Here is a 17,470-nt window from a genome sequence, read left to right as displayed (position 1 = left end):
CTCAGCTACCGTCCCTCGGGGCGGTGTCCGGGTAGGCGCCCGAGGTGCCCGCCGGGAGCGCGCCGTTACCGGACTGCTCCTTGGGAGTGAGGATCGGCGGGCGGTTGGACGGCAGCCGCTTGCCGTAACCGGAATAGGAGGGACGCTTCTCCCTGACGACCACCGGGGCGAAGATCTGGAGGACCTGCTCCCGGGAGAGGGTCTCCTTCTCCATCAGCTCCAGCACGAGGTTGTCGAGCACGTCGCGGTACTCGACGAGGATCTCCCACGCCTGGTCGTGCCCGGACTCGATGAGGCGGCGGACCTCCTCGTCGATCGCCGAGGCGATCTTCTCGGAGTAGTCGCGCTCGTGACCCATCTCACGGCCCAGGAAGACCTCGGCCTGGCCGCTGCCGAACTTGCGGGCGCCGAGCTGCTCGCTCATGCCGTACTCGGTGACCATGCGCCGGGCGATGGAGGTGGCCTTCTCGATGTCGTTGGAGGCGCCGGTGGTGGGCTCGTGGAACACGAGCTCCTCCGCCGTGCGGCCGCCCAGCAGCATCGCGAGCTGGTCCATCATCTCCGAGCGGGTCGCGAGGAACTTGTCCTCCATGGGCAGCGTCATCGTGTAACCGAGGGCGCGGCCGCGGGACAGGATCGTGATCTTGTGGACCGGGTCGGAGTTGGGCAGCGCGTGCGCGACCAGGGCGTGACCGCCCTCGTGGTACGCGATGATCTTCTTCTCCTGGTCCGACATGACCCGGGACTTGCGCTCGGGGCCGGCCATGACGCGGTCGATGGCCTCCTCGAGGGTCTCCATCGTGATCAGCTTCTGGTCGGCGCGGGCGGTGAGCAGCGCCGCCTCGTTGATGACGTTGGCCAGGTCGGCGCCGGTGAAGCCGGGGGTACGGCGGGCGATGACATCGAGGTCGACGCCCTCGGCGAACGGCTTGCCGCGGCCGTGGACCCTGAGGATGCCCTTGCGGCCCTCCAGGTCCGGGCGGTCGACGGTGACCTGGCGGTCGAACCGGCCGGGACGCAGCAGCGCCGGGTCGAGGATGTCGGGCCGGTTGGTCGCGGCGATGAGGATCACGCCGCCCTTGACGTCGAAGCCGTCCATCTCGACGAGGAGCTGGTTCAGCGTCTGCTCGCGCTCGTCGTGACCGCCGCCGAGACCGGCGCCGCGGTGACGGCCCACCGCGTCGATCTCGTCGATGAAGATGATCGCCGGGGCGTTCGCCTTGGCCTGCTCGAACAGGTCGCGCACCCGGGAGGCGCCGACGCCGACGAACATCTCGACGAAGTCGGAACCGGAGATCGAGTAGAACGGCACCCCGGCCTCACCGGCGACCGCCCTGGCGAGCAGGGTCTTGCCGGTTCCGGGCGGGCCGTACAGCAGGACGCCCTTGGGGATCTTGGCGCCGATCGCCTGGAACTTGGCCGGGGCCTGCAGGAACTCCTTGATCTCCTGGAGCTCCTCGATGGCCTCGTCCGCGCCGGCGACGTCGGAGAAGGTGGTCTTGGGGGTGTCCTTGGTGATGAGCTTGGCCTTCGACTTGCCGAAGTTCATCACCCGCGAGCCGCCACCCTGCATCTGGTTCATGACGAACAGGAAGATCAGCACGATGAGGATGATCGGCAGGAAGCTCACCACGAGGCCGACGAGGATGTTCTCCTTCGGCACGTCGACGGTGTAGCCCTTGGAAAGCTTTCCGGCGTTCTGCGCTGTCTGGAGCTGGTCGGCGAGCTGGACGCCCTGCCCGGTCACCCACGAGGAGTAGTAGCGCTTGCCGTCGGCCAGTGTGACCTCGATGCGCTGGTCCTTGTCGATGATCTTGGCGTTGGCGACCTTGCCCTCGTTGATCCAGCTGACGATCTGGGACGTGTCCCTCTTCTCGAAGCTGCCGTCGCCACCCCACATGGTGCTGACGAGCAAGAGCAAGACGACGATGCCCAGGATCCACAGCAGTGGCCCACGTGTAAATCGCTTGAGATCCATCCGATGCGGAACCCCGGCGGGCCCGTCCCTTCCTGACCATGGCCTGGAGACCCCGGGCGAGCCCGGGGTTGCGGCATCCCTAACCGCTTCCAACTGACTACCCAGAGACGGCGCTATAGACCTTCTCTTAGAAGTCCGAAGGTACACCGACGTGCCGTGCGGGGTAACCGCTGTGGCAGCACCGGCTTTGCCCTACCAACGTACGTCAGGTGGGTGTGTGTTCCCTGCCGCGGTGGGCGATGTCGCCTTTTCGGACGGCCCGCTTCGCGCAGGGCGTACTTTTCAGGCCTCTCCGTACACGTGCGGCGCAAGGGTCCCGATGAAAGGGAGGTTCCGGTAGCGCTCGGCGTAGTCCAGGCCGTACCCGATCACGAACTCGTTGGGGATGTCGAAACCGATGTATTTCACATCGATCGGAACCTTGACCGCGTCCGGCTTGCGCAACGCGGCGCAGATCTCCACGGAGGCGGGGTTGCGCGACTTCAGGTTGTGGACCAGCCACGAAAGGGTCAGACCGGAATCGATGATGTCCTCGACGACCAGCACGTGACGGCCCGCGATGTCGGTGTCGAGGTCCTTCAGCACCCGCACGACACCGGAGGACTTGGTGCCGGCGCCGTAGGACGACACGGCCATCCAGTCCATCTGGACCGGCAGGTGCAACGCCCTGGCCAGGTCGGCCATGACCATGACCGCCCCCTTGAGCACGCCCACGATCAGCAGGTCCTGGTCCGCGTAGTCCTCGTCGATCCGGGCCGCCAACTCCTTGATCTTGGCCTGGAGCTCGTCCTCGGAGATGAGGACCCGCGCGAGGTCCTTGTCCATGTCGGCTGCGTCCACCTGGGATTTCCTTACGAAGCGGGACTGGCTGGCTGTCTGGCGAACACCAGGGTGCCATACCGGCGGACCACCGCAATCCCCCCGGGGACCTCCACGCGCCGCTGTCCCCGCCAGCCGGTGACCAGGCCGTCGATCCGCAGGATGTGCCCGGCCGCGAGCGTGCCCGGAGGCGAGCCCGACTCGACCGCGGCCCGCCGCAGCACCCTCCGGCGGACCGCCGCGGGCGCCTTCTCCAGCTCCGGTACGGCCAGCGCGACCCCGCCGATATCGCTAAGAGCGCAATCGGTGACGACGGCGCGGGCATAGACCTCGTCCGCCCAGCCGTCCAGGGCGTCGGCGTCGTCCCGGCACAGGGACGCGGTCCGGGCCAGCGCCTCGGCGATCCCGGGGCCGAGCTCCTCCTCAAGGGCGGGCAGCAGCCGCCGCCGGACCCGGACGCGGGCGTAGCGGTCGTCGAGGTTGTGCGGGTCCTCCCAGGGAGTGAGGCCCAGCGCGGCGCAGGCCGCCGCGGTCGTCCGCCTGCCCAGTTCCAGGAACGGCCGCCGGTACAGCCCGGCGCGGGCCGGCATGCCCGCCAGCGACCGGGTGCCGCTGCCCCTGGACAGACGGAGCAGCACGGTCTCGGCCTGGTCGTCCCTGGTGTGCCCGAGGAGCACGGCCGCCGCGCCCAGCCGCCCCGCCGCCTCAGCCAGCGCGCCGTACCGGGCCTCCCTGGCCGCGGCCTCCGGCCCCCCGGCGGTGCCGACGCGGACGGCCGGAGCCTCGGCGGGGTCGAGCCCGAGGGCGGGCGCCAGCCGTACGACGTCGGCGGCCCGCGCGGCGGAGCCCTCCTGCAGTCCGTGGTCGACGGTCACCAGACCGGCGCGCAGGCCCGCGCGGGGCGCGGCGAAACCCGTCGCGGCGGCCAGCGCCAGGGAGTCGGCGCCGCCGCTGCACGCGACGAGCACGAGGGAGCCGGGCGCGAGGTCGCCCAGCGCGTGCCGTACGGCACGGCGGACGTCGGCGACGGCCGGAGGCGGACCCATGCCCGCCATTGTCCGGCCTCGGGACGACCGGCGACGCCATCGGCCTCGCCGGAGTCCGCCCGGCGGGCCCGGCCCGCCGGAGTCCGCCCGGCGGGCCTGTCCCGCCGGAGCCGGCCTCGCCGGGTCCGCCGTCAGTCCTCGGCGCCGCCGGGCTTCGAGGCGTCTCCGGCGTCCGGAGCGCCGCCGGGCTCAGAGGTGTCCACGGGCTCCCGGGTGCTTTCGGGCTTCGGGATGTCGGCGGGCTTCGAGGCGCTCGCGGTGTCCGAGGTGCCTCCGCCGCCAGAGGCGCCGTCTCCGCCGCCCGGGGCGCTCACCCCGGTGTCGCCCGCCTCGGAGGCGGCGCCGTCGCCGCCCGCGGGAAGGGGCGTGACAGCGCCGGCCCCGGAGACGGCCCTCACCTCGGCCACCCTGGCGATCCACCGCTCGGGGTGGGCGATCTCGTCCGTGGTGGGGAGGGTCTCGGGAGACGTCCAGACCTTGTTGAAACCGTCCATGCCCACACGGTCGACGACCGCGCGGACGAAGGCGGAGCCCTGGGCGTACTGCTTCATCTTGAGGTCGATCCCGAGCAGCCTGCGAATCGTGCGATCGACCCGGGAGCCGCCCTCGCGGCGGTGGTGGAACTTGGCGCGGATCTCGGCGACCGAGGGGACCACCGACGGCCCGACGGCGTCCATGACGTAGTCGCCGTGCCCCTCGACCAGGGTCATCACCGCGGTGAGCCGGTCGAGGATCGCCCGCTGCTCGGGCGTCTGGATCGCGTCGATCAGGTTGCCCTCACCGCCCCGGACGGCGTCGGCCACCGCGTCGGCGGCCGAGCGGAACCGCTCCAGGAGCGTGCTCAGGTCGATGTCCGAGGCGAGCAGGAACTGCGTGGTCTGGGAGCGGACGTATTCGCGCAGCCACGGGACGCCGGTGAACTGCACCCGGTGGGTCTCCTCGTGCAGGCAGACCCAGAGCCGGAAGTCGTCCGGGTTGACGCCGAGCTCCTGCTCGGTGTGCACGATGTTGGGGGCGACCAGGGTCAGGCGGCCGGTGGGCGCCTCACCCCTGGGATCCGGCGGGAGGAACAGCTCGTACTGGCCGAGGACGCGGGACGCCAGGAAGGCCAGCACCGCGCCGACCTCGACGCCGGTGACGCGCGCGCCCATCGAGGTCACGATCGCCGGGGTCTGGGCGCCTCGGGCGGCCAGCCGTTCGGTCAGCGGCTCCAGCACCACCCGGAAACCGTCGACGTTGGCCTTGATCCAGCCGGGACGGTCGACGATCGTCGCGGGCTGCGGCGCGGTCTCGGTGTCGATTCGGGTGAACTCGCGGACGTGCCCCTCGGCCTCACGGGACAGCCGCCGCAGTTGCGCGACGGCCTGGCGGGCCTCCTCTCGGCTCACTTGCGGCCCGGGGCGCACCAGGCGCGTTCCGGTCGCTACGGCAAGATCCCAGTCGATCACCTGCATACCGTCCACCGTACGTGGTGAGCGTCCCGAGCGCGCCATCCGAGTCGTCCGCGCCGCGGGAAGCCGTGAAAGCCGGCCGCCGGCGTCGGCCCGGCCGTCCCCGGGCGGCCACGCACCGGCCGCCGGGGACGCCCCGGCCGCGGGAACACGGCCGGCGGCGGCAGGCGTCGGCCCGCGGCCGGCGGCGGGTGTCAGCTCGCGGCGACGGTCGCGGCGAGCCTGTCGAGGGCCGCCTCCGCCTTGCCCCATCCGGGCGGGACGTCGTCCGCCATGAAGGCGAACGCCACCAGCCGGCCCTCCCGCGTGGTGGTCACGCCGGTCAGCGCGTTGACGCCGTTGAGGGTGCCGGTCTTGGCGCGGATCAGGCCGTAGACGGAGTGGTCCTTGGTGAAGCGGTGGCCGAGGGTGCCCGTGAACCCGGCGATGGGCATGCCGCTGATCACCGAACGCAGGTGGGGGTTGGCCGGGGAGGCCGCCAGCGCGACCAGCCGGGCCAGGCTCGCCGGGGCGATGCGGTTCTTGGGCGACAGCCCGCTGCCGTCGAAGACCTGCACGCCCTCCACGCCCAGCCTGCCCAGCACCGTGCGCACGGCCTCCGACGCGCCGTCGACGGAGGCCGGCATGCCCTCCTTGAGGGCGACCTGCCTGGCCAGCGCCTCGGCGAGGTCGTTGTCGCTGAGCGTCAGCGCCCGTTCGACCAGGGCGTAGACGGGCGCGGAGTCGACCCTGGCGATCTCCTGGGCGCCGGCCTGGGCCCTGGCCCGCGTGGCGCCGCCGCCGGAGACCGCGACGCCGTACTTGGGCAGAAGGGCGGTGAACGCCTGGTACGCCGTCCGGGAGGGGTCGGCGACCCGCTGGCGGACGCCCGGCCTGACCCTGCCCTCGTCGATCATGAGGGCGGTGGTCGGGGCGGCCTCGCCGTCGGGGATGTAGTTGGGCTTCCAGGTCGGAGGGACGCGCGGGCCGGTGTAGAGGCTGTCGTCGTAGGCCACCGAGACCTTGGTGATCCCGGCCGCCTTGAGTGCCTTGGCCGTCCGCCGGGCGAGGACCGGCAGGGACGCCGGCACGGGGTAGACCGGACCGGCGAGCGGCTTGGGACCGGCGAGCGTGGGGTCGCCCCCGCCGACCAGGATGATCGAGTTCGCGGTCGCCCCCCGCACCACGCGCGTGCTCAGCCTGGTGTCGGGCCCCAGGGAGGCCAGTGCGGCGACCGAGGTGGCGACCTTGGTGGTGGACGCCGGGGTGACGCCCGCCTCGGCGTCGCCGTCGAAGATCACGCCACCGGTCCGGACGTCGAGGACCGCTGCACCCACCCTCTTGCCCAGTGCGGGGTCCCCCAGCGCCTCGGTGAGAGCCCCGGTCAAAGTACCCTTGGCAGGGAGAGGTCCGTTCCCCCCCGCGACCAACACCGGACCCGCGGTGACGACCGGGACGGGAGGCGGCTCGGCCGAAGCGGTCGATTCGGGCGCCTTCTTGGTCAGCAGGTCGCTGGTGAGCAGGTGGGCACCGGCCGCGACGACGAAAAGCTGCAGCAAGACGAGAGTGACCAAGGCCACTGACCGCTCGCGCCGCATCACGTCGCCGACCTTTCGCCAAACGGTACCCAACAGGTTCAACGCCTACGAGACACTAATGCCCATCCGGGTGTACCCGGGGGCTTGAGCGGAGGAACAGCGGTGGAGTTCGACGTTCTCGTTGAGATTCCCAAGGGACAACGGAACAAGTACGAGGTGGATCACGAGACCGGACGGATCAGGCTGGACCGGCTGCTCTTCACCTCCACGCAGTACCCCGCGGACTACGGCTTCATCGAGCACACCCTCGGTGAGGACGGCGACCCCCTCGACGCGCTGGTGCTGCTCCAGGAGCCGACCTTCCCCGGCTGCCTGATCAGGTGCCGCGCGGTCGGCATGTTCCGCATGACCGACGAGAAGGGCGGTGACGACAAGGTCCTGTGCGTCCCGTCCACCGACCCCCGGATGGAGCACATCCGCGACATCCACCACGTGGCGGAGTTCGACCGCCTGGAGATCCAGCACTTCTTCGAGGTCTACAAGGACCTGGAGCCCGGCAAGTCCGTCGAGGGCGCCAACTGGGTCGGCCGGGTCGAGGCCGAGGAGGAGATCGCACGCTCGATCAAGCGGGCCGAGACCTCCGGCGAGCACTGACCGGACGGTCGCCGGCCCGGCGGTCGCCCGTCCGGCGACCACCGGGCCGGCGGCCGTCAAGCGTCACGCCGGGTCGTCACACCGGGCGGGTCACGCCGGACGAGCCGGCCGGGCGGGTCGCGCCGATGAGGTCACCGCGCCACATCGGCGCGATCCGCACGACGTCCCCGGTCTGCGGGGCGTGCACCATCAGCCCGCCGCCGATGTAGATCCCCACGTGCCGGACGTCCGCGGGGTTCCCGGTGAGCCGGCCGAAGAACAGCAGGTCACCCCGGTGGAGCCGGTCGAGCCGCACGCGCCGTCCCGACGACCACTGGGATCCCGTCCAGTGGTCCAGCCTGATCCCGGCCCGCTCCCACGCCCGCATGGCGAGCCCCGAGCAGTCGTAGCCGCGGGGCCCGCTGGCGGCCCAGACGTACGGCTTGTCGAGCTGTGTGAGCGCCCAGTCGGCGACGACGTCGCCCGCCGTCTGCCACGGAGCGGGGTCGAGCCACCAGTCCGGCTCAGGCCACCCGCCGTCCGCGCCCCGCCCCCAGGGGCCGCCCCCGGCACGCTCCCGCAGGCCACGGCCTCCGATGGCGCGCTCCCCGGCGACACGCTCCCCGGTCAGCCGGGTCCCGGTGAGGCGGCTCCCGGCGGCGTGGGCTCCGGTCACGCGGCCTCCCGCGAGACGGTTCCCGACGGCGTGGGCTCCGGCGGGACGTCCCGTCCTGAGCGCGCCCGCCGGCCGTCGGACCCACCGGTCCGCCCCGGCCCATCCGGCCGGACCCCCGGTACGGCCCAGCACCGCGCGCCGCACGAGCCTGATCCCGCCGTACGCCCACGGGCCCGCGGATCCACCCCGGACGAACCCCAGGGGACCCACCGGCCCCACGCCGGCACGGCCGCGCATCGCCGCTGCCGTGCCTCGGGCACCGCCGCGTGCCGCATGCCGTACGGTCCCGGTACGGCCCGGCCGCGCATGACCGGCGTGCCGGGTGCGGCCCGGGTCCACATATCCGGCATATCCGGTGTGCCCGGTGCGGCTCCGCGCGGCGCGCCACCGTCCGGAGAGGCGGGCCGCGGCGCTCCTGGCCGCGGAGGCCCGGTCACGCAGAAGGGTCCGCTCGGCGGCGATCCGCCGTACCTCCGCCAGCTGGGCGGCGGCGGCCGTCTCGGCCTCGGCCCGCTCCGCGGCGGTCCGGCTCGCCGCCGAGCGGTGCCGCGCGTGGACCTCCTCGGCGCGGGCTTCGAGCGCGAGGAAGAAGTCCAGGGCCCGCCGTAGCCCGTCGAGCCTCCCGGGCGACGACGGCGCGTCACCCGTCCCGGAGGGAAGGACCTCCCGGAGAAGGGGAACGGTGAACCCGGCCGGGAAGTCGTCCGCGAGGGGAGCGGCGGGCGACGCCGGAAGGGCCGCGCCGGTGGGAAGGGCACGCGCGGGGAGGTCCGCGCGGGAGGGGACGGGCCACGACGAGGGACCCGGACCCGAGGAGAGGGAAGGGCGCTGCGGGAAGCCCGCCGGAGGTGAGGCGGGGTCCGTCGGGGAGGCGACCGGGAAGGCGGACCGGGACGACAGGCCCACCGGGGGTCGGGCGGGGTCCGTCGGGGAGAGGGCCGGGAAGGCGGACCGGGAGGGGAGGAGAGCCGGGGCGAGAGCCCCGTACCGGTCGGGGAACCCGGCCCGTTCCAGCTCGGCCCCGGCCTCGCGGACCCGCTCGCCCGCCTGTTCGACCAGCGTCCGGGCCCGGGCCGCCTCGGCCAGCTCGCCGTCATGGATCTCGGTCAGCGTCTTCACCCTGGCGGCCAGTCCGGCGGATCTCTTCCGGGCGCTCGCGAGCCGGTCGGCGGCCGCGCGCGCCTGTTTACTTCGCTCGACGGCTCTGGACCGGGCCTCCGCCACCTCGTCGGCGGACGGGCCCGGCCTGCCCTGTCGCGCGTGGGCGGGCAGGCCCGCGCCGGTGATCAGGCAGCAGGCCAGGCCCGCCACGGCCACGGCGTGGCAGCGTCGTCGTCTCTTCCCCGCGGAACGCATGCGTCCAATCTCCGAATCACCGTGTGGCGCTGTGCGATGCACGTCACAGCGTGATCAGCGTGATCACCGATTGCCTCAGGATTCCCACTCGTCACTCTGTGCACACATTTCACTCACACACTGCGATCATTCCGGAGACCCGTGGGGCGGACCGGGGGCCGATGGCCCGGGGGTGCCCGCGGGGCCCGCCCCGGACGGGGCCGGCGTGGCCGGGGTGGGCGGGGTGGGCGGAATAGGCGGAGTGGGCGGCGTGGACGGGGTGGGCCGGGAGCCGGGCGGGCAGGGCAGGTCGGGCCGGGCCGGGTGGTCATGCCCTCGCCGCTGGGGCTCCCGCGACCCGTCGTGGCGAGGAGGGCGTTCCCCGGACGCGGGAGGACCGGGCCGGTGAGGGCCGGACACGGGAGGATCGGGCCGCCCGCCCGACCCACCGGAGCCTCCCGGACCTCCGGGACTTCCGGGCCGTCCGCCCGAGCCGCCGTGGCCGCCAGAGCCGCCAGAGCCGCCCGGCCCGGTGACCGGTCCGCCGGCCGGGTCCTCACCGGACACGCCGGTCGGGGTGGGCCGAGCGGAGGGCGCCGCGGTGGGCCTTGTCGTAGGCCCTGTCGTGGGCCCTGTCGTGGGCGCCGAGGTGGGTCCGGTCGTGGGCGCGGGGACCGGCTCGCGGCCCCGGGTGGGAGCCGGGGTGGGGACCGGCGGCGGCAGGGGCTCCGGAACGGGGCCGCCGAGGTGCCGGCCGTCCGCTCCGCCGAGCCCGGTGAAGGCGATCGGCGCGATCGGCCGGGCCGGTCCGGATCCGGCCGGGTGCGCGACCTCCCGTCCGTCCAGGGAGCCCAGGGCCGCCGGGGGTCCGGCCTGGCCCGAGGCCCGCGGCAGGAGCAGTCCGGACGGCTCCCCGGTCACCGGCCGTGCCTCCGGGGCGCCGGCGGCGTCCTCCCGGAACTCACCGATGAGCTGGACGGACATCAGCGCCACGGCGGCCGTCGCCGCGAGCGCAGCCACCGCGCCGGCCACAGCGCGAGCCCTGCGGCCTTTCCGGAGATCCGGGCGGCCGGGAAACCCGGCGGCGTCGAGCAGGCCGGCCCTCCGGGCGACGTAGCGGCGGTAGGGGACGAGTTCGGGGTCGGTGAAGGAGCTCATCACCCGCACACGCAGCGTCCCGGGCGGCACGACAGGCGGCAGGACCGCGAGGACCTTGCCCGCGGAGACCTGCCGGGCCCGGTGCGGGGCGCAGGCGTCGCAGCCGCTCACGTGGCGGGCGGCCCGCCGCCGGGCCTGCGGGGTGAGGCGGCCCGGCGGGCCGTCCAGCGACCGCGCCAGGTCCGCGCAGTCGTGGTGGTCCCGGCGGGCGAGGACCTCGATCGTGATCGCGTCGCGGAGCCGCTCCCGTGCCGCGTCGTCCATCGCGCCGGCTTTCCTGGCCGACACTCCCAGCACCCGCGCGAGGTCGGGGACGGACAGGCCGTGCCGGTTAAGGAGTTCGAGGACCTCCTGATCCTGCGGGGACAGACTCCGGACGGCGTTCCACGCCGACGCGGCCAGGCCGGCGGCGCCGTCTCCAGGGAGGACCGGAGCGGCGCCGCCGCCCGGGGACGCCGGAGCGGCCGTTCCGGGTCGGGGGGAGCCTGGCCGCGCCGTCTCCCGCCCCGGGGACGCCGGCCCGGAGGACGTCCGGTCCGCGGCCCCCGGATCGGGCATCCCCGGCTCCGGGACCGCCGCGGGGCGTCGCCGTACGCACTCCCCCCGAGCGAGTGCGTACAGCCACGCCCGCAGGCGGGCGGGGTCGGCGAGTTCGTGGATGCGGGCCTCCGCGGTGATCAACGTGTCGCGGAGCGCCACCTGAGTCCCGTCGGGGCCGCCGAGCATGAACCAGCAGTATTGGTAAAGGCCCGGGGCGTGGAAGTCGTACAGCGCGGCGAGAGCGCCGGGCTCGCGCCGGCGGAGGGCTTCGACCAGAACACCGTTGTCCATGTGACAGACGGTAAATGATTGGTAACTTAAAGTTCTACCGATTCTTGCACGTTGACGGCCGTTGTCAGCGTTCCGTCTGCGAGGCGGGCAGACGGTTCGCTCGGCACCGGGGTGGATTTCTCTGGCTTATGGGGGTTCACGGTGATCCGCCGGATCCGTGGCGCGGCCGGGCCCCGGTCACCGAGGCCGGGCCCGGACGGTCGGGACCGGGCCCGGCCCCGCGGTCAAGGGCGGGCGTCGGCGGTGAGCGTGGCGGGCCTGCCCCGGTCCTTGGCGAAGGGCGCCGTGGTCGGCTTGGCCGTGTTGACCGGGGCGATGCCACCGAGGGCCAGTACATCGTACGGGCGGCTGGTCGATCCCCAGGTGCCCGCGTGCACCTCGGCGCGGTCGATCTTCCCCGTGTCCGGGACGCTCTGGATGTTCAGGATGAACCTGCGTTTGGCGTCCGCCCGGACGTCGTCCACGAACGTGCTGCCCCCGCCGAGCAGCCTGCCGTTCCGGTCCCGCAGGAGCGCGGTGACCACCAGGTTCCCGGCCGGAAGGTGGTACGGCGAGCCGACGTACCCGGTGACGAGGTAGCCGTGTTCCTGCCGGGCCGTCAGGACGCCCGTGACGGGAAAACGCTCGAACGCCGAGGCGATCCGGGCGGCCGGGTGCCACTGGGCGGAGCTGTAGGTGACGCTGACCTGTGAGGGCTTGCGCGCGGCGGTCGTCTGGCCGCTGAAGGGGAGCGTCCCGCCCGGCGGCACCGCGTCGAGTTGCTGCTCGGTCCGCACGACCTCCCGGCCCAGGGCGTCCTTGGCGACCACCGTGGCCACCACGTGCTCCCCGAAGTGCCAGGGGTTGGCGTTGGAGAGCACGCCGGCCCAGTTCACGACGTAGCCGTCGTCGCCCTTGACGACGGAGGAGACCTGTTCCCTGACCGTGAGCGGCCGCAGAGGTGCCGCCTGCCGCTTCTCCGTGCCGGAGGAGCATCCGGCCAGGAGCAGCAGGGCTATAACGCCGACGATTCGGGTGCTGTGCGTCACCCCATGGTGATAACCCGTATTCGGGACGCACCCCCAGGGGACACGCGGGGAACGGCGGCATTCTTTACTCCGCCCCGGCGGCCCCTACCTCGCGCGGACCACCCGGCTCTCGTCCCAGACCGGCTCGGGGGTCTCGTAGACCTTGCCGTCGGAGCCGAACACCAGGTAGCGGTCGAAGTCATCGGCGAACCAGCGGTCGTGGGTGACCGCGACCACGGTGCCGTCGAAGGCGTCGAGCCCCTCCTGCAGCGCCTCGGCGCTGGCGAGGTCGAGGTTGTCGGTCGGCTCGTCGAGCAGCAGCAGCGTCGTGCCGGACAGCTCCAGCAGCAGGATCTGCAGCCGCGCCTGCTGACCGCCCGACAGCGTCTCGAACCGCTGCTCGGCGACGTCCCCGGCCAGCTCGTAGCGGGCCAGCGCCTTCATCGCCTCGTTCTTCAGCCGGGCGTGCTCGGTCATGACGATCTCGCACGGCGTCCGGCCGGTCAGCTCGGGACGGGCGTGGGTCTGGGCGAAGTGACCGGGCACGACCCGGGCCCCGAGCCTGGCCACGCCGGCGTGCCGGACGTCCTCACCGGCCATCAGGCGCAGGAAGTGGGACTTGCCGGAGCCGTTGGAGCCGAGGACGGCGACCCGCTCGCCGTACCAGATCTCCAGGTCGAACGGCTTCATCAGGCCGGTGAGCTCCAGGCCCTCACAGATGACGGCCCGCTTGGCGGTCCGGCCGCCCGCCAGGCGCATGCTGATGAACTGCTCCTTGGGCGCGGCCTCGGGCGGCCCGGCCTCCTCGAACCTGCGCAGCCGGGTCTGCGCGGAGTGGTAGGCGGCGGCCATGGTGTCCATGTACTTCGCCTTGTTCTTCAGCGTGTTGACCAGCTGCCTGAGCTTGGCGTGCTCCTCGTCCCAGCGCCTCTTCAGCTCGTCGAGGCGCTCGTTGCGCTCCCGGCGCGCCTGGGCGTAGGTGCGGAAGCCCCCGCCGTGCACCCAGATGTTGCCCGACTCGACGGTGATGATCCGGTCGGCGGCGTTGGCCAGCAGCTCCCGGTCGTGGCTGACCAGCACCACGGTCTTGGGCGTCTCGCGCAGCGCCCGCTCCAGCCAGAGCTTCCCCGGCACGTCGAGGTAGTTGTCCGGCTCGTCCAGCAGCAGCGTCTGATCGGGCCCGCGCAGCAGCGCCTCCAGCACCAGCCGTTTCTGCTCGCCGCCCGACAGCGTGTTGACCTCGCGGTACTTGCACCGGTCGTACGGCACGCCGAGCGCGGCCATCGTGCAGGTGTCCCAGAGCACCTCGATGTCGTAGCCGCCCGCGTCGGTGTAGTCGGTGATGGCCTGCGCGTAGCGCATCTGGGCCTTCTCGTCCTCGCGCTCCATCATCACGAGCTCGGCGGCCTCCAGGCGCTCGGCGGCCCCCCGTACGCGTTCGGGGGCGACGCTGAGGAGCAGGTCGTGGACGGTCCGCCCGTCGCGGATGCCGCCGATGAACTGCCGCATGATCCCGAGCCCGCCGGAGCTCGCCACGCTTCCGTCGACCGGCTGGAGGTCGCCCGCGATCAGCCGCATGAGCGTGGTCTTCCCGGCTCCGTTGGGGCCGACGAGCGCGGCCTTGACCCCGTCGCCGATCCGGAACGACACGTCGTTCAGCAACGGCCGCCCGTCCGGCAGCACATACGTCAGATGCCCGACCTCGACGTGTCCCACGGCGTCTTCCCTCTCTCAAGTCCCCGGGAAGGGTACCCGCCAACCGGTCCGGCGGACATTCCGATTTTCGGCCGGTACGGCCTGACGGTCCGGTGGTCGCGCTCATGACGACACGGCGAGGGGTCGCCCGGACGACCGCGGCGGGCGAAGGGATCCACAGAACCTAGCGGCCGCTGCCCGAGATGACGCCGCTGTAGGAACCGATCACCCTGACCTGGCCGGGTTCGGCGGTCTTCGGCGGAATGTGGGCGGCGACCTGGATCAGGTCGGTGAGCTTCATGTAGGTGTGGTACCTGCCGGGCAGGAGCCCGTTGTCGCGCTGCTGGACGTAGTAGCGCTCCGGCCCCTGGCGCACGTTGTAGAGTCTGGTCCGTTCGACGGTGGTGAAGGTGAGCGCTCCGCCGTCGGCCGTGCGCAGAGCGTAGGAGGGGTACGCGGTGGCCGGGCGGACGCTCTCGGTGAGCTTGGCGTACCGGTTCATCTCGATACGGCTGGACGCGGCGTTGGCGGTGAGCCGGTCGGCGGCGAAGCGCCTCTTGGACGTCGCGGTGCCCTTGCCGGCCAGGTGGACGGCGTAGCTCCTGGCGAACGCGGCGGGGGACATCATCAGTCCGGCGCTGTCGGACTGGGCCACCTCCGCGGTCGTTCCCGAGGCGTCCGTCCTGATCTCAGGGAGTTCGTCCGTGGTCAGGCCGTCGGAGACGTCGGGGGCGTACATCTGCCGCCAGGACTCTCCGTCATGGGCGAACAGCAGGTACGTCGGCTTCTTGGCGGTCTTGTCCTTGCTCTTCCAGTACGCCGTGGTCAGAAACCAGCGGCCCTTCTCGGCGGACGGCACGGTGTGGGTGAGCTTGGTGTAGGCGAACGGCAGATAGCCGCGGCCGCCGAGCTTGCGCTGGGAGGCGTAGCCCGCCTTGTCGATGGCGAAGCTGGATCCGCCTTCGTACCCGGCCAGCAGCTTGTCGCTCATGGCCTTGTTGGCGGCGTTGTTGCGCTTGATGTAGTTCTTCAGGACCGAGGCGGTCTCCTGTGCGGTGACGGGTGCGGCCGAGGGTGTCGGGGTGCCGGTGACCGGTGTGGGCGACGCCTGCTCCGGGCCGGCCCCCGGCAGGCCGGCGCATCCCGCCACGGCCAAGCATCCAACCAAACACACCAATCGCCGCATTAACTCCACCCCGTGTATTTAATGATTAAAGTGCACAAAGCTATCAGTTCTCGTCGGACGAAAACCCCGAGGACCGCACGGACGAAGAAACGCCGCCCGGCCTCGGCCCGTCCCACGGCGTCCGCCCTCCTGAGGTCTCCGGGCAGGGGACAGGCCGATCTCCCCGGGACGGAGGGCCGGTACCGCCATGGACCCGCGGTCCGCGGAGGGAGGCGCCGACGTCCCGCCACCGTCCAGGACACGGTCCGCGCCGCGCGCGAGGACATCTAACGCGCTTCCCGGCACCGGACCCGGCGGTCTTCCCAGAGATGCTTGTAGGGTCGGCGGAATGAGGATCACCGTCCTTGGAGCGTGCGGGGCGTGGCCGGAGGCGGGGTCGGCGTGCAGCGGACACCTCGTCGAGCACGACGGGTTCCGGCTGGTCATGGACCTGGGCTACGCCACGTTCCCCCGCCTGCTGGAGCACGTGGCGGCCGGGCGGGTGGACGCGGTGTGGATCAGTCACGGGCACCCCGACCACTGCGTGGACCTCAACCCCCTGCTCCGCGCCCGCGCCCTGGGGGACGAGCCGGTTCCCGCGCTGCCGGTGTTCGCGCCGCCCGGGGCGCTGGACGTCGTACTGGCACTGGACAAGCCGGGGATGCTGGCCGCCTCCTACGCCCTCCACGAGGTCGTCCCCGGCGACGCGTTCGAGATCGGGCCTTTCAGAGCCGGCACCCGCCCGCTGCCCCACCACGTTCCCAACGCGGGCATCCGGCTGGAGGCGGACGGCGCCGTCCTGGCCTACACCGGCGACACCGGGCCGAGCCCGGAGGTGGTCGAGCTGGCACGCGGCGCCGACCTGCTGGTGGCGGAGGCCACCTACGTCGACGAGGTGCCCGGCGGGGATGCGCCCTACCTCACCAGTGCCCGGCAGGCCGGCGCGCAGGCGGCCCGGGCCGGCGCGGGCCGCCTGCTGCTGACCCACCTGTGGCCGGGAACCGGTCGCGAGGCGGCCCGGCGGGCGGCGGAGGCGCGGTTCGACGGCGAGACCGGCGTCGCCGAACCCGGACAGGTCATCGACCTCGGCCGCTGATCCGGCGTGACGCGGCCGTTCCCCGCCCGGGTCCCCGGATTTCCCGCTTGAGTCTCCAGCGGCTGGAATTCGTAGCGTCCACCCGACGAACCGATCAGGACCGAGGGGTGGAGCATGCCGCCGAGAAACACGTTGTTCGAGACCACGATCCATCTCGACGCGGGCAACGCGGCCGTGGCCGAGCTGGGAAAGGCGCTCGGCCCGACCGGGGTGAACCTCGTCGCGGTCAAACGCGAGTACGACGAGAACACCGCGGCGCGGCGGGGCGAGGTCGTACCGGTCGTGATCACCGTGCTGGAGGATCGATCGTTCCGGCTGCGGTACAAGACGCCGCCGACGGCGTTCCTGATCCGGCAGGCGCTGGGGACGAAGGGCTCGGCCCGGCCCGGCCACGACCGGGCCGGCACGCTGACCGTCGAGCAGCTCAGGGCCATAGCCGTACGGAAGCTTCCCGATCTGAACACCACGGACGTCGAAGCCGCCATGCGCATCATCGCCGGTACGGCACGCTCGATGGGCGTGGCGGTCGAAGCGGGATAGCGGCCGTGCCCAGGAGGCCCCGGCCACCCGTGCTGCCGCCGTTCCGTGAACTGGACCCGGAGCTGGAGCGGGCCGAGCGGCTGCTGGAGGCCGGCTCCCTCGGCCGGGGCGGGCTGGCGTCCGTGCTGGCCGCACTGCCCGACGAGGACGCCGCCGCCGGCGAGCTGAACGAGACTCTGGCGCGCTACGGCGCGGTGCCGAGGCTGCGGAGGGAGGGCGGACGGTGGCGGCTGGTGGTCCTCACCGAGCGGTCGCCGTCCGGGGAGACGGCCGCGGCAGCCGCGGCGCTCGCCGCGCTGGTGGCCGCCGCCGGGTGGGAGCGGGTCAAGAGGTGTGTGGTGACCGGCTGTGGCCGGCCGTTCGTGGACCGCACCAACGGCCGCACCCGGCACCGCTGCGGCGAGCACGTCCGACATACCGGCTCCGGTCCCCTCTGACCGCCGCGCGACATGCCGCGAGACCGTCGGCTCCGGGTGGGACCGGCTGTGGCCGCAGGCGCGCCGCCACAGCCGACCCCGACCCA

Annotated in this window: 13 protein-coding genes and 1 pseudogene; 4 read left to right on the top strand and 10 right to left on the bottom strand. The window is 72.8% G+C overall.

All coding sequences use genetic code 11. The features are described 5' to 3' along the window. Position 1: 1 nt before the first annotated feature. From ftsH to dacB, 5 genes and pseudogenes are all read right to left on the bottom strand, one after another. On the bottom strand, positions 2-1,978 hold the full coding sequence (gene ftsH / locus ACZ6W9_RS04655) for an ATP-dependent zinc metalloprotease FtsH (RefSeq protein ID WP_389961223.1): 1,977 nt from the start codon (positions 1,976-1,978) through the stop codon (positions 2-4). A gap of 282 nt (positions 1,979-2,260) precedes the next feature. Continuing rightward, on the bottom strand, positions 2,261-2,818 hold the full coding sequence (gene hpt, locus ACZ6W9_RS04650; RefSeq protein WP_362933454.1) for a hypoxanthine phosphoribosyltransferase: 558 nt from the start codon (positions 2,816-2,818) through the stop codon (positions 2,261-2,263). 11 nt (positions 2,819-2,829) lie between these two features. Further along, on the bottom strand, positions 2,830-3,843 hold the full coding sequence (gene tilS / locus ACZ6W9_RS04645) for a tRNA lysidine(34) synthetase TilS (RefSeq protein WP_470116728.1): 1,014 nt from the start codon (positions 3,841-3,843) through the stop codon (positions 2,830-2,832). A 398-nt stretch (positions 3,844-4,241) separates the two neighbouring features. After that, a pseudogene (locus tag ACZ6W9_RS04640) lies at positions 4,242-5,297 on the bottom strand (zinc-dependent metalloprotease); the annotation flags it as partial. A 191-nt stretch (positions 5,298-5,488) separates the two neighbouring features. After that, positions 5,489-6,832: a D-alanyl-D-alanine carboxypeptidase/D-alanyl-D-alanine endopeptidase gene (gene dacB, locus ACZ6W9_RS04635; protein WP_389961227.1), complete on the bottom strand. Its 1,344-nt coding sequence runs from the start codon at positions 6,830-6,832 to the stop codon at positions 5,489-5,491. Between the two features lie 141 nt (positions 6,833-6,973). Here dacB and ACZ6W9_RS04630 point away from each other — a divergent pair, with 141 nt between their 5' ends. Then, a complete protein-coding gene (locus ACZ6W9_RS04630) occupies positions 6,974-7,465 on the top strand; it encodes an inorganic diphosphatase (protein WP_362933445.1) in 492 nt (163 codons plus the stop codon). Positions 7,466-7,541: 76 nt separating this feature from the next. Here the strand turns inward: ACZ6W9_RS04630 and ACZ6W9_RS04625 are convergent, their stop codons facing one another. The 5 genes from ACZ6W9_RS04625 to ACZ6W9_RS04605 form a co-directional block, all read right to left on the bottom strand. Further along, a complete protein-coding gene (locus ACZ6W9_RS04625; protein WP_470116727.1) occupies positions 7,542-9,476 on the bottom strand; it encodes an NlpC/P60 family protein in 1,935 nt (644 codons plus the stop codon). A gap of 126 nt (positions 9,477-9,602) precedes the next feature. Next, positions 9,603-11,444 carry an RNA polymerase sigma factor gene (locus ACZ6W9_RS04620; RefSeq protein WP_470116726.1) on the bottom strand — a complete coding sequence of 614 codons (1,842 nt, stop codon included), beginning with the start codon at positions 11,442-11,444 and terminating at the stop codon, positions 9,603-9,605. Between the two features lie 224 nt (positions 11,445-11,668). Then, complete coding sequence (locus ACZ6W9_RS04615; protein WP_389961234.1) at positions 11,669-12,472, bottom strand: hypothetical protein; 804 nt, start codon at positions 12,470-12,472, stop codon at positions 11,669-11,671. Between the two features lie 84 nt (positions 12,473-12,556). Further along, positions 12,557-14,167 (bottom strand): ABC-F family ATP-binding cassette domain-containing protein, encoded by a 1,611-nt coding sequence (locus tag ACZ6W9_RS04610; protein WP_389961236.1) that lies wholly within the window; start codon positions 14,165-14,167, stop codon positions 12,557-12,559. A gap of 163 nt (positions 14,168-14,330) precedes the next feature. Further along, complete coding sequence (locus ACZ6W9_RS04605) at positions 14,331-15,296, bottom strand: DUF8094 domain-containing protein (RefSeq protein WP_389961238.1); 966 nt, start codon at positions 15,294-15,296, stop codon at positions 14,331-14,333. Positions 15,297-15,660: 364 nt separating this feature from the next. On the opposite strand from ACZ6W9_RS04605, the gene ACZ6W9_RS04600 reads away from it, so the two are divergent. From ACZ6W9_RS04600 to ACZ6W9_RS04590, 3 genes are all read left to right on the top strand, one after another. Beyond that, entirely contained in the window at positions 15,661-16,407 is a 747-nt protein-coding gene (locus ACZ6W9_RS04600; protein WP_389961240.1) for an MBL fold metallo-hydrolase, read from the top strand. A 114-nt stretch (positions 16,408-16,521) separates the two neighbouring features. Further along, entirely contained in the window at positions 16,522-16,947 is a 426-nt protein-coding gene (locus ACZ6W9_RS04595; protein WP_389961242.1) for an uL11 family ribosomal protein, read from the top strand. Between the two features lie 29 nt (positions 16,948-16,976). Beyond that, positions 16,977-17,384 carry a CGNR zinc finger domain-containing protein gene (locus ACZ6W9_RS04590; RefSeq protein ID WP_389961244.1) on the top strand — a complete coding sequence of 136 codons (408 nt, stop codon included), beginning with the start codon at positions 16,977-16,979 and terminating at the stop codon, positions 17,382-17,384. Positions 17,385-17,470: the final 86 nt, after the last annotated feature.

It is taken from the genome of Streptosporangium sp. NPDC053982, assembly GCF_055585205.1.
The sequence above is the reverse complement of the archived record's forward strand: the minus strand, read 5'-3'. Positions and strand labels throughout refer to the sequence as shown.

Excerpts from the sequence above, each read along its gene's own strand:
- ftsH (WP_389961223.1), bottom strand. The coding sequence starts at position 1,978 with ATGGATCTCAAGCGATTTACACGTGGGCCACTGCTGTGGATCCTGGGC.
- ACZ6W9_RS04620 (WP_470116726.1), bottom strand. The coding sequence starts at position 11,444 with ATGGACAACGGTGTTCTGGTCGAAGCCCTCCGCCGGCGCGAGCCCGGC.
- ACZ6W9_RS04600 (WP_389961240.1), top strand. The coding sequence starts at position 15,661 with ATGAGGATCACCGTCCTTGGAGCGTGCGGGGCGTGGCCGGAGGCGGGG.
- ACZ6W9_RS04625 (WP_470116727.1), bottom strand. The coding sequence starts at position 9,476 with ATGCGTTCCGCGGGGAAGAGACGACGACGCTGCCACGCCGTGGCCGTG.
- ACZ6W9_RS04595 (WP_389961242.1), top strand. The coding sequence starts at position 16,522 with ATGCCGCCGAGAAACACGTTGTTCGAGACCACGATCCATCTCGACGCG.
- tilS (WP_470116728.1), bottom strand. The coding sequence starts at position 3,843 with ATGGGTCCGCCTCCGGCCGTCGCCGACGTCCGCCGTGCCGTACGGCAC.